Annotated in this window: 12 protein-coding genes; 4 read left to right on the forward strand and 8 right to left on the reverse strand. The window is 66.7% G+C overall.

Translation table 11 applies throughout. The features are described 5' to 3' along the window. Positions 1-252: 252 nt before the first annotated feature. From AC1DT6_RS19105 to AC1DT6_RS19120, 4 genes are all read right to left on the reverse strand, one after another. Positions 253-1,791: an acetolactate synthase large subunit gene (locus tag AC1DT6_RS19105; RefSeq protein ID WP_441630958.1), complete on the reverse strand. Its 1,539-nt coding sequence runs from the start codon at positions 1,789-1,791 to the stop codon at positions 253-255. 100 nt (positions 1,792-1,891) lie between these two features. Next, complete coding sequence (locus tag AC1DT6_RS19110; protein ID WP_441630907.1) at positions 1,892-2,671, reverse strand: GntR family transcriptional regulator; 780 nt, start codon at positions 2,669-2,671, stop codon at positions 1,892-1,894. 187 nt (positions 2,672-2,858) lie between these two features. Further along, positions 2,859-3,851 (reverse strand): DUF535 family protein, encoded by a 993-nt coding sequence (locus AC1DT6_RS19115; protein ID WP_477114819.1) that lies wholly within the window; start codon positions 3,849-3,851, stop codon positions 2,859-2,861. Between the two features lie 535 nt (positions 3,852-4,386). Continuing rightward, complete coding sequence (locus AC1DT6_RS19120) at positions 4,387-5,877, reverse strand: SLC13 family permease (protein ID WP_441630905.1); 1,491 nt, start codon at positions 5,875-5,877, stop codon at positions 4,387-4,389. A 154-nt stretch (positions 5,878-6,031) separates the two neighbouring features. On the opposite strand from AC1DT6_RS19120, the gene AC1DT6_RS19125 reads away from it, so the two are divergent. After that, complete coding sequence (locus AC1DT6_RS19125) at positions 6,032-6,817, forward strand: AraC family transcriptional regulator (RefSeq protein WP_441630903.1); 786 nt, start codon at positions 6,032-6,034, stop codon at positions 6,815-6,817. A gap of 45 nt (positions 6,818-6,862) precedes the next feature. On the opposite strand, the gene AC1DT6_RS19130 is transcribed toward AC1DT6_RS19125, so the two are convergent. Continuing rightward, complete coding sequence (locus AC1DT6_RS19130; RefSeq protein ID WP_441630901.1) at positions 6,863-7,336, reverse strand: MarR family winged helix-turn-helix transcriptional regulator; 474 nt, start codon at positions 7,334-7,336, stop codon at positions 6,863-6,865. A 1-nt stretch (position 7,337) separates the two neighbouring features. Between AC1DT6_RS19130 and AC1DT6_RS19135 the strand changes: the two genes are divergently transcribed. The 3 genes from AC1DT6_RS19135 to AC1DT6_RS19145 are packed head-to-tail and all read left to right on the forward strand — an operon-like array spanning position 7,338 to position 8,960. Beyond that, the gene (locus AC1DT6_RS19135; RefSeq protein ID WP_441630899.1) at positions 7,338-7,646 is read left to right on the forward strand and encodes an FUSC family protein; all 309 of its coding nucleotides are present in this window, start codon (positions 7,338-7,340) and stop codon (positions 7,644-7,646) included. A gap of 28 nt (positions 7,647-7,674) precedes the next feature. Next, the gene (locus AC1DT6_RS19140; RefSeq protein WP_441630898.1) at positions 7,675-8,190 is read left to right on the forward strand and encodes a MarR family winged helix-turn-helix transcriptional regulator; all 516 of its coding nucleotides are present in this window, start codon (positions 7,675-7,677) and stop codon (positions 8,188-8,190) included. Beyond that, a complete protein-coding gene (locus AC1DT6_RS19145) occupies positions 8,187-8,960 on the forward strand; it encodes a DNA alkylation repair protein (protein ID WP_441630896.1) in 774 nt (257 codons plus the stop codon). Before AC1DT6_RS19140 ends, AC1DT6_RS19145 begins: the two co-directional genes overlap by 4 nt. Positions 8,961-9,160: 200 nt before the next feature. Here AC1DT6_RS19145 and AC1DT6_RS19150 read toward each other — a convergent pair whose 3' ends face one another. The 3 genes from AC1DT6_RS19150 to AC1DT6_RS19160 all read right to left on the reverse strand — a co-directional run bounded on the left by AC1DT6_RS19150 (position 9,161) and on the right by AC1DT6_RS19160 (position 14,832). After that, on the reverse strand, positions 9,161-12,283 hold the full coding sequence (locus tag AC1DT6_RS19150; RefSeq protein ID WP_035870375.1) for an efflux RND transporter permease subunit: 3,123 nt from the start codon (positions 12,281-12,283) through the stop codon (positions 9,161-9,163). A 13-nt stretch (positions 12,284-12,296) separates the two neighbouring features. Continuing rightward, on the reverse strand, positions 12,297-13,508 hold the full coding sequence (locus tag AC1DT6_RS19155) for an efflux RND transporter periplasmic adaptor subunit (RefSeq protein ID WP_441630954.1): 1,212 nt from the start codon (positions 13,506-13,508) through the stop codon (positions 12,297-12,299). A 61-nt stretch (positions 13,509-13,569) separates the two neighbouring features. Beyond that, positions 13,570-14,832: a TolC family protein gene (locus AC1DT6_RS19160; protein ID WP_477114820.1), complete on the reverse strand. Its 1,263-nt coding sequence runs from the start codon at positions 14,830-14,832 to the stop codon at positions 13,570-13,572. Between the last annotated feature and the right edge of the window lie 202 nt (positions 14,833-15,034).

The following is a 15,034-nucleotide window of genomic DNA, read 5'->3' on the forward strand; positions in this document are numbered from 1 at the left end:
GGCAAAAAGAGCGGAAAAGAGGGACCCATGTTTGAGTATCGCCTTAAGGCGATGCGAGTTTGGGTCCCGGCCGCTCTTTTTGTCTGCCGACGAGGGGGGGGTCGCCCCATCCGGCGCGCTTCTTTGCCTACTTTCTTGGCAAGACAARAAAGTAGGTCGCCTCCCCGAAGGGGAGGTGAAACTGCCTTTGACTTTAAGCYTTTAAGCCTTTAAGCCTTTGAACTTAATCAGTTGAATTTGAATTTCAAACCCTCAAATCACCAACTCAATCAAAAACGGCCCCGACCGCGCATTCGCCATACTAAACAACTCCGCAAACCGCCCCATATCCTCAGCCCGCGCAGCCTCCACCCCCATCCCATTAGCCAACTGCACCCAGTTCAGATCCGGATTCCCGATATCCAGCATATCGAGCGCAGTCTTCCCCGGACTAGCCCCGACCCCGGCCAGCTCCCCCAGCAAAATCGCATACTTCCGGTTAGCCAGGATCACCACGGTAACGTCGAGCTTCTCGCGCGCCATGGTCCACAGCGATTGCAGCGTATACATGCCGGAACCGTCAGCCTGCAACGCAACCACCCGGCGTCCGGGCGCCGCCACCGCGGCACCGGTGGCCAACGGCAGGCCATCGCCGATCGCACCGCCGGTGAGCTGCAACCAGTCATGGGGCGCGGCATGCACGGTGCCCGGATAGAAAGCACGCCCAAAGCTGACGCTCTCTTCCACCACGATGGCTTGCTCGGGCAACAACGCAGTCAATGTCTGCGCCACGGCTTCGGAAGTCACCGCGCCCTTGGCGATCTCGTGCGAGGACACGGAGGCCGGCAGCGAAACCGCCGGCGCACCCAGTTCGTCGGCAAGGCGCGCGAGCGCTTCCGCCAGGTCTTGTTCCGGACGCGCCAGCACATGGATTTCCGCATCTTCCGGGTAGGGCCGCGGCGACTTGCCCGGGTAAGCGAAGAAGGTAACCGGCGGCGGCGCGCCTACCAGGATCACATTGCGGATGCCGGCCAGCTTGGCGAGCGATGCGTCGCCGGAGTACGGCACCCGGTCCACATTGAAGCGGCCGCGGCCGCGCGTCACGCGCGCGTTGGACATCGGCGTGATCAGGCGGGCGTCGGTGGCGGCGGCAATGCGGTGCGCGTCGGCCAGCGCGGCTTCGCGCAGCGCGGTGCCGGCCAGCACGATCAGCGTGGGCTGGCCCGAGCGCAACACGCGCGCGGCTTGCCCGATGGCATCCGGGGAGACCTTGGGCAGGGGAATCGGCGCCAGCGGCGCGGCCACCTTGCCGCCGGCATCCCAGCAGACGTCGGACGGCAGGATCAGGCTGGCCACCCCGCCCGGCGCGGCGCATGCGGCCTGTACCGCAGTGGCGGCATCCGCACCTACCGAAGCGGCATGCGTGGCAGTACGGGTCCAGACCGAGACGGGACGCGCCCAGCCTTCGGTGTCGGCGGTCAGCGGCGCGTCGAGCGGGCGATGGTAGGTGGCCTGGTCGCCAACGATATTGATCACCGGCGTCTGCGCGCGGCGCGCGTTGTGCAGGTTGGCCAGGCCATTGGCCAGGCCCGGGCCGCAATGCAGCAGCGTGGCGGCCGGCTTGTCCGCCATGCGGGCGTAGCCGTCGGCCGCGCCCGTCACCACGCCTTCGAACAGGCCCAGCACACAACGCATGCCGGGAATCCGGTCGAGCGCGGCGACGAAATGCATCTCGCTGGTGCCTGGATTGGCAAAGCAGGTGTCCACGCCGCAGGCCAGCAGCGTCCTGACCAGGCTCTCGGCGCCGTTCATCTCGCCCTGCCCGTTGTCTGCCTGGCGGGCATGGTTCCCTTGGTTGCGGTCGGTAGTCTGCATCTTGTTGATTTCCAGTTGGCAGGTAATTGAGTTGGCATCAGCATTGCGCGCCCGGCGCAAGCAGGTCGAAATCCAGGCACACGAACTCGCTCGGGAATTCGATGCGCGCGTAGTAGACGATCACGCTGTCGACGCAGGCGTAGCGCCGCAGCTCGGCCACCGGCGCGCCAACCGGCAAGGCCAGCCGGGCGGCCGATTCCGCGCCCGCCGCGATGATTGACAGGCGCTGCCTGGCGGCTGTGACCTTCAGTTGCGGGAAGCGGTCGAGCACCGGCACCGATGGGCCGTGGCGGAAGGCTTCGGGGTTACGCGCGAACACGCTGGCTTCGATGAAAACCTCGCCCAGCGCAAAGGGGCGCTGCTCGATCCGGTGCAGCCGGCGCAGGAAGTGATAGCCCGGCGCACGCGCCGCGCGGCAGGGCATGCCGAGGTCTTCCGGCAACGGCACGGTGCCGACGGATTCCGACAGCGCTTCGGTATCGAGCTGCTCGCCAACCGCAACCACCTGGTCCCAGCTGACTGGCAGCTTCAGCGCGCGGCGCTCACGGCAGCTTGCCTTGACGAAGGTGCCACGCCCGCGCTCGCGGGTCAGAAGGCCTTCCTCGTCCAGCAGCGAGAGTGCGTGGTGCATGGTCATGCGCGCCACGCCAAACTCGCGGCAGAGTTGTTCAAGCGACGGAATGCGCGCGCCCTGGCGCCATTCGCCGCTTTCGATATGGCGGCGGAAGATAGTGGCAAGCTGCAGGTAGACCGGCTGACGGCTGCGGGAAAGGAGATCGCTGTTGACAGGCAAGGCGGTGAAAGCTGGGTTCGGCATCTGCGGTGACGGCGGGCATGGCGCCAGCGCGCCGCCGCTATATGGAAGCGACCTACTTTAATAAGGTCTATAAACCTAGACTACTGGGGTTTACTGCAAGACGGACGAAAAAAAAGCGCGGGACGAAATCCCGCGCTGCCTGCATTTTTCTGGTTTGCATCCCCGGCGGGCCTGTCGCCCCCCTCTTTTACGCCGCGAGCGCCTCGGGGCCTGCCGGCGCAATGACTTGCGTCAGGACCGGCGCCGGCGTCATGGCCGGTACCGCGCCGGGCGCCGCGAGCCAGTCGCGCACCGTCGCCTGGATGGACTCGACCTGTGCCAGCTTGCGCCTGTAGGCCGAGCGCTTCTTGGACGGCAGCTCCATCACATCGCGGCGCGGCTGGCTGACCGGCATCGCGACATTGCCGCAGGCCAGCGGCTCGCCGCCCGACTCCATCCAGAACCCTTCGTAGTCGCAGAGGATCTCGCGTGGGGTATGGCGCTGGCGCCCCACATGGTTGTTCCTGCAAACGCCCACGATGCGTTGCACGTCCAGCGCGGCGGCAAAGGCGAGCAGTGCCTCCATCACCACATCCTTGGGACGCAGGCCTTCGCAGGCCTTGGTCGCTTCGCGGATCAGGTCGCGGCTGTTTTCGCCCATGGGCCCTTGCAGCCCGCCCACGAAGATCTCCGGCCCGGTCTTGCCTTGCACCAGATAGAAACTAAGCTGGCTCAGGCAGACGCCAGTGGCCGTATCGCGCCAGTAGAAAGCCAGTTCGCCTTCCTTGGGATTGGGCCCGGAGTCGGCCAGGTGCAGTGCGTACCGCCCTTCGCCCACCGGGCATTCGAGGCCGCCGCCCAGGTAGATCCGCTCGTTAAGCGCCAATGGCACCAGCGTATTCAAAATCCGGTAGTGCTCCAGCACGATACGCATGCGCTCGCGGAAACGCAGCCCATATGCGCCGAGCGGACGATATGGACGCTCCAGCAGTGCGGGCCTGGCGAGGGCGACGCGCTGCATCAGCGCGCAGGAACTCACCGCTTGTAGCCAGCTGCGTACCGCCTTATGGCGGAATGCCGAGCTTCCAATCAGCTTGATACGCCTGAGCCACCACTTTCTGCCGCCCGGCGGGTGGCAGAAAGCCGACAGCGCAGCGAGAGCCCCCAGATAACGAAAATAGAAAAAAGGTCCGAGATCCAGAAAGAATCCCTTGGCACTAAGCCCCGATAGCCATTGAAGGCTCGAGATTGGTCCTTGCACGACTTGACGCTCTCCTGTTACCCAATGCAGCAAAGCCGGTGCCCGGTCTTGTGGTGCGCTGCCCTTGCGATCGACACGTCCGCGCTTGCCAGGCGGCAAGCTGCGGCCCTGCCGGGCCCGGATCACGAGGCATGGCCGGCGGCCTGGCAGAGCCTCCGGGTAAACGTATCGCCTCGTAATACTTCGTAACGAATAGTAATACTTCCGGTTGACATGAACACAAGTCATTACCGGCAGAGAGCAAAAAAAACCAGCCGACGCCGGCCGGCCATGCCCTGGGGAATGGCATAGGTCGGGCGTTCGGCGCACCGGCCGGCGTTCCGCGGCGAATTACGAGCGAGCGGCTACGGACAGGCCGACGCGCGGCCGGCCCCCGTGGGCAAAGGCCCGAATCCCGGCTTGCCCGGCGATCCGGGTTAACCAGATGTCGAAGGGCGGAATCATGTCTCAGAGGGCACAAGCTTGCTGGCGGCGCTCACGGCAGGTAGCCCAGCACCCGCCACCAGAAATAGTCCAGCGGCAACAGCACCAGCAAGGTCAGCGCGGCCAGTGCCAGGCACAGCCGGGTGCCCTCGCGCAGCCCTACCCCGCCGAGCTGCATCGCAATCACGATGGGCGGCGACTGGTAGGGGAAAAACACCGTCGAAAACACCGGTACCTGCAGCATCAGCACTGCTTCGAGCGACAAACCCGTGGCCTGCGCCAGTTGCCTGGCCAGCGGCGTCAGCACCGCCGGCAAGCCGGGCAGCGTCGTCATCAGGCCCAGGCTCGCCCCGACCGCGCCCAGCGCGGCCACGTTGGCAGCGGTATGTCCCGGCGAGAGCGGCAGCCAGCGCAGCAGCGCCGCGCTGATGGCCGTCCCCAGCCCGGTCGACTCCACCACGGCGCCCAGGCCAAGGAAGCCTGCTACATAGATGAGGGGCGTGAGATGCACCTGCTCGGCCAGCATGCGCGAGGACACCAGGCCCACGCCAGGCAGCAGGCAGACGATGCATGCAGCCAGCGAGATCCAGGCAGGCGAGATGCCGTGCAGGGTATCCGTGGCAAACCCCGCCACGGCCAGCGCCAGGATCGCCGCCAGCAGCTTTTCCTGGCGGCTCGGCGCGCCCGCTTCCTGGTGGGGCAGTGCCGCGATCGGCCCGTGCTCCGGAAACATCCGGCATACCAGCCAGACCAGCATGAAGGTCTTCAGCACGCCAAGGATGGGAAAATGCAGCAACAGGTAGCTGCCGTAGCTTAGGTTGACGCCATACAGCGAACTCGCCGCGCCGAGCAGCACGCTATTCGGGATATTGGCCGGCAGGATGGTGGTGGGCGGCATATAGCTGGCCGCCGCCACGGTCAGCACCATGCCGATGCGGCCGTTGGAGCCCGGCGCGAAGCCGAGCCGGTCAGCCAGCGCCAGCACGATCGGCATCAGAAGCAGGACACGCCCGGTGGTCGATGGCATCAGGAATGCCAGCCCCACCGCGCTCAGCGCCACGGTGCCGATCACCTGCCGGTAGCTGCCCACCCGGCCGCGGAAAATAATAGCCGCCAGCCGCTGCGCCAGCCCGGTCTGGCGCAAGGCCACCCCGGTTACGGCGCCGCCGAACATCAGCCACCACGCGGTGGAGGCGAAGCCCGAGAACACGACGGAAGCCGGCGCCACATGCAGCAGGATGGCGCACAGGAAGAACAGCAGGGTGGTGGCCGGCTCCGGCAACACGCCAAGCGCCCAGCAGCACACCGTCGACAGCACCAGCGCGGCCGCCAGCACGAGCGCGTCGGGTGCGCCGGTGGCGCGTCCCGCCAGCCACACCGCCGCCACGCACAGGGCAATGACCGTGGCGGCGCGCACGCTGTCCGATAGCTTGCCGGCCGGCGCGGTACCGGCGCCCGCCTTTGGCGCGGAAGCCGCCTGCCCGGCGAGACTGGCGGGAAGAGTGGCGGGGGGCGACAAGCCAGGCCGGCTGCTATTGCTCATGCTAAGGAACTCCGTGGTGCCGATGCGATGAGCGTCATCGTAGGGCGGCACGAAGTGGCTGAGTTACACTTCTCGGGCAATTTCTTACGAATTTCAGCCACCGCCGCGAAGCGCGGCCAATGCGGACATCGGCGGCGACAAGGAGCAACACCGGATGCCACGCACCACCTACCAGCCTGTCCCGCTGACAGAGCCCACCGCCGGGCAGCCGGTCATCGTGCACCTGCGCCTGCCACCACCCAACGCGATCATTCGCCGCCACCGGCATTCGTGGGGGCAGGTCTCCTGTCCCCTGCGCGGCAGCATGCGCGTGACCGCGGCGGGGACCACCTGGGTGGTGCCGACCATGCGCGCGGTATGGATACCGCCGGACGTGGAACATGAAGTGGTCACGCTGGGCGAGGCCGCGCTCCACGCCTGCTATGTGCTGCCGGCGGCGTCGCCGCTGTCGCTCGCCACGTGCTCAGTCCTGGAAGTGTCGCCACTGATGCGCCACCTGATGATGGCCCTGACCGAAGCCGCCAGCCTGTCCGAGCGGCGGCGCCATCTGAGCGCCGCCCTGCTGATCGAGGAACTGCGTGCCGCCCCCACCCTCTGGCCGGGGCTCGCGCTGCCGACCGACCGCCGCCTCAAGGCACTGTGCGACGCCCTGATGGAGCAGCCCGGTTCGGCATTGAGCCTGGCGCAATGGGCAGAACTGACGGGCGCCAGCGAACGTACCCTGGCGCGCCTGTTCCGCACCGAGCTGCGCACCAGCTTTGCCGCGTGGCGCCAGCAGCTGCGGCTTGCGCACGCCGTCGACCTGATGAGCCGGGGCAAGCCGCTGGCGCATGTGGCATCCGAGACCGGCTATGCCAATGCCGGTGCGTTCTCCACCATGTTCCGGCGCGCGCTGGGCAAGGCGCCCCGGGACTTCATGGCGCGCAGGTCCGGCGAGTAGCACGCGGCGAAGCCACCCTGAGCACCTCGCTGGCTGCCCGGCCGCTCAGGAACCGCCCCGCTCCTCCCCCGCATCCGGGGCTGGCACCGTGGCATCGTGCGCGGCCAGCTTGAGCATGGCGTGCGCCGCCTTGCCCAGTGCATCACGCTCGCCGTCATCCAGCGCGGCGGCCAGGGCCTCCTCCAGCCACACGGTGCGGGCGTGCATATCGTTGGCCAGCACATCGCCGCCCTTGGGCGTCAGCGAGATCAGGATTTCCCTCCGGTCGGCTTCATTCCTCTCGCGCTGGATCCAGCCCGCCTGTTCCAGCTCGGCGATCAGCCGGGTGAGGGACTGGGGCGCAAGGCGCTCTTCAGCGGCCAGGCGCGACACGGGGACCGAGCCCGTCCGTTTCAGCGTACGCAGCAGGCTGATTGCCGCGAGGCTTGCCGATCCGTCCGGGCGCTCCGCGCGCAACCGGCGGCCGAGCGCCAGGACGCCGCGCACGATCAGGCCAACTTGCTGGTTTTTCTCCGTCAAGATGACGCAGCGCGTGGCCGGAACCATCCTCGGCGTGATCGGCGCGGCCCTGCTGCTGGGCCATCAGCTCCCTTCCCGGGTCGTCGCTTTCAACGCTGGATGGCTGGCGGGCATCCGGCCGTTGCTGCGGCTGCGCAACTACCTCGTCTATTCGGCCGCGATGACCCCGCTGATGGTCATGATCATGGGGGCAAGCCGGCCCGCCGATGGCGGAATGCTGACGGACCGCGTGGCGGCCACGGTGATCGGCGCCGGCATTGTGCTGCTGGTCGACCGGATGGCAGCCAAGGCAAGCGCACTTGTCACTTAGTTAGGCGCCATAATAATATGGCGCCACTATGAATACGCTCGAACAGAAATACCTGGCCCTGCTGGACGCAGCCAGACGACGCCAACTACCCGATCTGGACAGCATCCGGCTGTGCTTCCAGGCACTGTCGCTGGCGTCCGCGATCGACCGCGACTGCGCGGCGCTGCTGGCACCGCATGGGCTGTCCGAAGGCCGTTTCGTGCTGTTGTTCTTGCTGGACGCGGCCAAGGACGGACTGGCGCCCAACGTGCTCGCCGGGCAGGCTGGCGTGACTCGCGCCACCATCACCGGCCTGCTCGATGGGCTGGAGCGCGAGGCGCTGATCGAACGCCACGCCGACAGCATGGACAGGCGCGCGCTGACCATCCGGCTGACCCCCAGGGGCAAGCAAGTCGCCAGGAACGTGTTCGACGAACACGGCCGCTGGATCGCCAGCCTGTTTGGCGACTTGTCCGCACAGGAGCGCAAGCTGCTCGCCGGGCTGCTGAACAAGGTCTCCGCGGGCATTGCCAGCCGCAGCGCCATGCCGGGGGATCCTGCATGACGCAACCGACAACACGCAAGGGCGCCAGCCGGGCGGCGGACATTCCACCCGACATCCTGGCCGCGCTGGAGCGTGGCGAACTGCAAAGCGCCACGCTGGCCGAAGGCCTGGCGTTGAATCAGGCCACGCTGTTGCGAGCCGTGCTTCCAGAGCTCTCGCCACCCGCCATCCGGCAGGCCGAAGCCGCCTGCCAGCTTGGCATCCTCAAGCGCATGGCCAGCATCGGCACCGTTTTGTTCGAAGAGCTTGGCCCCGTGGGCATCGCACGCTGCCAGGCGCATCCATCGGACACCGTGCGCGGCTGGGCCTGCTTCATGGCCGGCATGCAGCCGGGACCGGACTTGAGCCAGCGGCTCGCGGCCATCCGGCCGCTGGCCGACGACCCGCATTTCGGCGTGCGCGAATGGGCCTGGATGGCCATGCGGCCGCATCTCGCCGCTGACCTCGATGCCAGCATCGCCCTGCTGGCCGCCTGGACCGCCGCACCGTCGGAAAGGCTGCGCCGTTTTGCCAGCGAAGCGTTGCGCCCGCGCGGCGTGTGGTGCGCGCACATCGCCGCGCTGAAGAAGAATCCGGCGCAAGCCCTGCCGCTCCTGGAACCGTTGAAGGCCGACACCTCGGCCTATGTACAGGACTCGGTGGCCAACTGGCTCAACGACGCTGCCAAGGATAGTCCAGACTGGGTCCGCGCACTGTGCCTGCACTGGCAGCAAGGCGAACCGGCGGCCGCCACCCGCCGCATTTGCAGCCGCGCGATGCGCAACCTGTAATGGCAGCAAGCGCCTGTCCCGCCATCTGATTGAACGCTCCGCGCCAACACCAGCCCGGCTGGCCATTGAACGCCTTCACCACGCGAGCGGCTTGCGGAGCGTCTCGCGGGCAGCATCGGCCGAGCGAAAGCCGATAAAAAAAACCCGCCACCAGGGTGACGGGTTTTTCGAGGCCGCGGGCGGCCGGAGCCGCCCGTCGATCAGGCCGGCATCGAATCCGAAAGCCGGTTATCGCTCCCGTTGCCGTTTTCTTCATCCGGCCAGGTGCGTCCCACCATCCACTCATACAGCGTGGGCAGCACGATCAGCGTCAGCATGGTGGCAGTGATCAGCCCGCCAATGATGACGATGGCGAGCGGGCGCTGGGTTTCCGAGCCGATGGCGCGCGAGATGGCCATCGGGAACAAGCCCAGCATGGCCAGCAACGCGGTCATCAGCACCGTGCGCAGGCGGTCCATCGAACCGGTCAGCACGGCCTGGCGCACCGGCATGCCTTCGTCGCGCAACTGGTTGAAGTAGGTCACCATCACCACGCCGTTGAGCACGGCCTGGCCGAACAGCGCGATAAAGCCGATCGCCGCCGACACCGACAGCGGAATGCCGGTGAGGAACAGTGCGAACACGCCGCCGATCAGCGCGAACGGGATGTTCGAGATGATCAGCGTGGCGCTCTTGAACGACTTGAAGGCGTTGAACAGCAGCAGGAAGATCACCAGCACCGACAGCGGCACCACGATCGACAGGCGCGCCATGGCGCGTTCCTGGTTTTCGAACTCGCCGGACCAGCTGATCTTGACGTCGTCGGCCTTGACGTTCTTGGCCACCAGCGCCTGCATGTCCTTCACCACGCTGCCCATGTCGCGGTCGTGGATGAAGATGCCGATGGAGGTGGTGCGCTGGCCGTTCTCGCGGCTGATGTTCATCGCGCCGGAAGCGGCACGGAAGTGCACCAGCTGCGACAGCGGCACCTGCGCGCCGTCGGCGGTCTGCATGAAGATATTCGGCAGGTTGGGCAGCTCGCGCTCGTTCGGCTTGAGGCGCACCGCCACGCTGAAGTGCTTCTCGCCTTCCCACAGCTCGGTGGCTGCCTTGCCGGCCAGCGCGGTTTCCATCAGGTCCTGCACGTCGGCCACGTTGATGCCGTAGCGCGCGGCCTGGGCGCGGTCGAAGTCCAGCACGTACTGCGGCAGCTCGCCGTCACGGTCGATAAAGGCGCGCATCACACCCTTGACCGACTGCACATTGGCGAGGATCTGGTCGGCCACGCGCTTGTTCTGCTGCAGGCTGTCGCTCTGCACCTTGATCACGATCTGGCCCTTGATCTGGGAGATGCTCTCAAGAATGTTGTCGCGCACCGGCTGCGAGAAATTGGGCTCGATGCCGGGCAGCTGGCGCAGATTGTGGTTGATCTCGTTGATGATCTTGCGCTTGTCGTAGCCCGCGCGCCATTGCTTGTCGTTCTTCAGGTCGACCAGGATTTCAACGGTGTTGATCAGCTTGGGATCGGTGCCATCGTCGGGGCGGCCCACCTTGGAGATGGTGGTATTCACCTCGGGCGTCTGGCGAATGACGCCGCGCAACCGCTTGGCCTGTTCGCGCGCTTCGTTGGTCGAAACCGAAGCCGGCAGGTCGAAGCTGACCCACATCGAGCCTTCGTCCAACTCGGGCAGGAACTCGCTGCCGAGGAACTTGCCCACGCCGACGGTAGCCACCAGCAAACCCAGGGCAACGCCCACCACGGTGCGCTTGTGGTCCAGCGCCCAGGCCAGCATCGGCTCGTAGAGACGCTTGCTGTGGCGCACCATGAAGTTGTCTTCGTGGGCGATGTTCTTCGTGAGCAGCAGGTGGCACAGCAGCGGCACCAGCGTCAGCGAGATGATCAGCGAGCCGACCAGCGCCCCCGTGACGGTGTAGGCCATGGGCGCGAAGATCTTGCCCTCGTGGCGCTGCAGGGTAAAGATCGGGATGTGCGCGGCGATGATGATGATCATCGAGAACACTGTCGGGCGGCCCACTTCGGTGGTGGCTTGCAGGATCGCGTGCAGGCGCGCGCGGCTGTCCTTGATCTGCGCTTCCTTCAACTCGCCCAGCCGCTTGAAGATGTTCTCCACCACGATCACCGCGCCGTCGACGATGATACCGAAGTCCATCGCGCCGAGCGAAAGCAGGTTGGCCGGGATGCCCACCCAGGTCAGGCCGATGAAGGTGGACAGCATCGCCAGCGGGATCACGATTGCCACGATGGCCGCGGCGCGCACATTGGCCAGGAACAGGTACAGCACCGCCATCACCAGCAGCGCGCCTTCGACCAGGTTGCCGAACACGGTGTGCAAGGTCTTGTCGATCAGCGTGGAGCGGTCGTAGTAGGGCACGATCTTCACGCCCTTGGGCAGGATCGTGCTGTCGAGCAGGTCGATCTTCTTTTTGAGCGCTTCCAGCACCAGCGAGGGGTTCTCGCCCTTGCGCATCACCACGATGCCCGAGACGATGTCATCTTCGTCGTCCTGGCCCATCAGGCCCTGGGGCGGCGCGGAGCCGATGCGCACATCGGCGATGTCCTTGACCAGGATCGGCGTGCCGTTCACTTCCGACACCACCACGTTGGCAATATCGGCCGAGGTGTAGAAGCTGCCCAGCGAGCGCAGCAGGTACTGCTGTCGGCCGTGCGCGACGGCGCCGCCGCCGGCGTTGGAGTTGGCGCGCTGCAGGGCGGTGAAGAGCTGCGACAGCGAGATCTTCGCGTCGCGCATCCTCGCCAGGTTGGGGTTCACCTCGTACTGCTTGATGGTGCCGCCAATGGTGACCAGATCCGCCACGCCGGGAACCTGGCGCAGATTTTTCTCCACCACCCAGTCCTGCAGCGTGCGCAGTTCCTGCGCGGTGTAGCCCTTGCCGGTCAGGCGGAAACGGAAGATTTCGCCGATGGCGGTGGACAGCGGCGCCAGGTCGGGCTGCACGCCGTCTGGCAGGTCGACCCCGCGCAGGCGCTCGATCACCTGCTGGCGGGCCACCACGTCGGTGGCCTTGTCGTTGAAGGTGACCATCAGGAAGGACAGGCCGAACTGGGTGTGCGAAAACACCCGCACGGAATTCGGCGTGCCGGCCAGCGCGGTTTCGATCGGGATCGTGACCTGGCGTTCGACTTCCTCGGCGGCACGGCCCGGGTACAGCGTGATGACGTTGACCTGGATGTCGGAGACATCCGGGAAGGCTTCGATCGGCAGGTTCTTGAAGGCCGCCAGGCCACCCCCGATGAAGATGGCAAGGCCGAGCCAGACGAACAGCTTCTGGTGCAGCGCGAAATGGACGATACGCGAAATCATGTGGCGGTCTTCCTCACTGCTTCGCGCTGGCGCTGCTGGCTTCGCTGGCGCGGGCCGCGTTGACCGCGGTGGCGTCGCGCAAGATGTCCTGCAGGTACAGGTTGCCTTCGATCACCACCATGTCGCCATCCTTGAGGCCTTCGACCACTTCGGTGATGCCGGGCAACGACACGCCCAGCTTGACGAGACGGCGCTCGAAATGGTTCTGCGCGGTGCGCACGAACACGTAGCTGCGGTTGTCGGCCAGGAACACGGCCTTCGACGGCACGCTGATGCCCTGGAACGAGGCAGCCTGCAGCTTGGCGGTGACGAACATCTCGGCCTTCAGGCGGCGGTCCTGGTTGGGCACTGACAGTCGCACCTTGATGCTGCGCGCGGCGGGGTCGACGTAGTCGGCCACCTTGATCACCTTGCCGGCGAAGGTCTCGCCGGGGTAAGCGCTGGAGACGAGCTGCACGGTCACGCCGGGCTTGAACAGCGCCAGGTCGGACTCGGCGGCATCGACCTGCGCCCACAGCTCGCTGGGATCGGTCACCAGGAACAGCGGCGCGGTGGGCTGCTGGTCGGGACGCAGTTCCATGCCGACATTGATATTGCGCTCGACCAGCAGGCCATCGATGGGCGTGCGCAAGGCAAAGCGGTTGCTCGCGCCCTCGCCCTGCGCAGCGGCGCCGTACTGGCGCAGCGCGGCCTGGGTGCGCTGCAGGTCAGCGCTGGCACGGGCGGCGTCGGCCTGGGTCTGCTCCAGTTCCTTCTGCGCCACGATGCCGGCGTTGTACAACTCGCGCTGGCGCGCCAGCGCCTTGCCGGCGTAGGCGGAATCGGCGGCGGCCTTGCGGGCATCGGCCTGGGCGATGCCGAAGTCGGTCGAAGTCAGCGTGGCCAGCGACTGCCCGGCCTTCACATTGCTTCCCGGCTGCACCAGTACCTCGGTCACGCGGCCGGCAAACGGCGTCGTCACGCGCACGGTGCGGTCCTCGTTCCACACCAGGCGGCCGGGCAGGCTCAGCATGCGCTCGCCGCCGCTCTTGACGGCCTGGCCCGTAATGCCGGGCAGCGTCCTGACCGTGGCGGGGAATTCAATCGTATTGCCGCTGACCTTGGGCTCGTCGTTGGGGGGCGGGGCTTCCTGCTTGCCGCAGGCGGCCAGTGCCAGGGCAACCAGCGAAAACGCGGCCAGCCGCGCGGCAACGCCGTGGCGGGCCGTGGCACGGGCGGGGGACATCGAGGCAGGCGTAGCGGTCATCGAGGCGGACATCGAAGCGGACATCGGAACAGACACGGAATTAAGGACGCGGCACATCGGTACGAACCTGGGAATTGGGTGAGGACTGCAGGGCGGCGCGATAAGCCGCCAGGGATTTGGCGAATTCGCCTTGGGCGGTGACGGCATCCAGGCGCGTCTGGCGCAGCGCCCGGCGCGAATCGAGCAGGTCGAGCACGCTGCTGGCGCCCTTGGAGTAAGCGAACTCGGCACTGCCGGCAACGCTTTCCGCGGTCGGGACCACGCCTTCCATCATCTGCTTGAGCGACAGGCGCGCGGCTTCGAGCTGGTTTCGCGAGCGCTCCAGTTCGTTCTGCGCTTCGAGCAGCACGCGGTTGCGATCGTCCAGCGCGGCGTAGTAATCCACCTCCGCGCGGCGGGCTTCACCGCCAAAGCTGTGGCGCACGTAGAGCGGGATCGACACGAACACGCCGAAGCTGTTACCGCTGCCGGTCTGGTTGGAGGGCGAGGTGGGGTAGTGCTCAGCCTGCGCGCCAACGGTAACGTCGGGCACGCGGCCGGCGCGGGCCAGATCGCGCGCGCTGGCGGCGGCGGCCAGGCGGGCCTCGGCCGCGGTCACGTCGGGGCGGCGCTGCACGGTATCGGCATCGGGTTCCGGCACCGGCACATCGAGGGCAGGCCAATCGGCCACCAGGCGGTTGCTGGCCAGCGTGCCGGGCACGCCGATCGCCTGCGCCAGCGCAGCCTTGTCGCTCGCATGGTCGGCCATGGCGCTGCGCATGTCGGTCTGGGCGCGCATCACATCAAGCTGCAGCTTGCTGACATCCGCGCGCGAGACGTCGCCCGCCTTCAGCCGCGACTCATTGGCTTGCTGGGTGCGGCCATAGAGGGCCAGGGTCTCGGTGAGTACGGCGACGCGTTCCTGGCTCRCCAGCGCTTCATAGAATGCCTGCTCGACAGCGCTGGTTTGCTGGGTGATCACGGCCTGCAGCACTTCGCCGGCAGCGCGGTTGTTGGCGCGCGCGGTATCCGCGCGCAATCCGCCCTTGTTGGCCGTCTCGATGGTCTGGTCCACGCGCAGGGTCGAATCGACCGTCTTGCTGCGCGGGCTGCCCGCGCCGACGCCGAGGTGGGGGTTGATATTGGCCACACCCAGGCTGAGCACCGGGTTCGGCCGCTGCGAGGCAATCTGGATATCGGCCTGGCTGGCCTCCTCGCCGCGCCGCGCCGCGATGATGTCGCGGTTGCAGCGCATCGCATCCAGGCGCACCTGGGCAATGGTCAGCGCTGCCTTGGACGGCGGCGCAACGCAGGGGCCATCCATTGGCAGGGGCGCACTTTGCGGCACATCCGAGCCGGCCATGGCAGCGCCCGCTGCGGCACTGAAGAGGCTGATCAGCAGGAAACGAGGAATGGAAAAAGACACGATCAATCTGGCTCGGTTCGACTTTAGTGTGCGGTAAACGACCATGCCCGCCGATCGGTGCACCGAGATAGCGAATATTCACGTATCTCCGTGGAACCGG

Source organism: Cupriavidus sp. 01L45 (genome assembly GCF_056399885.1).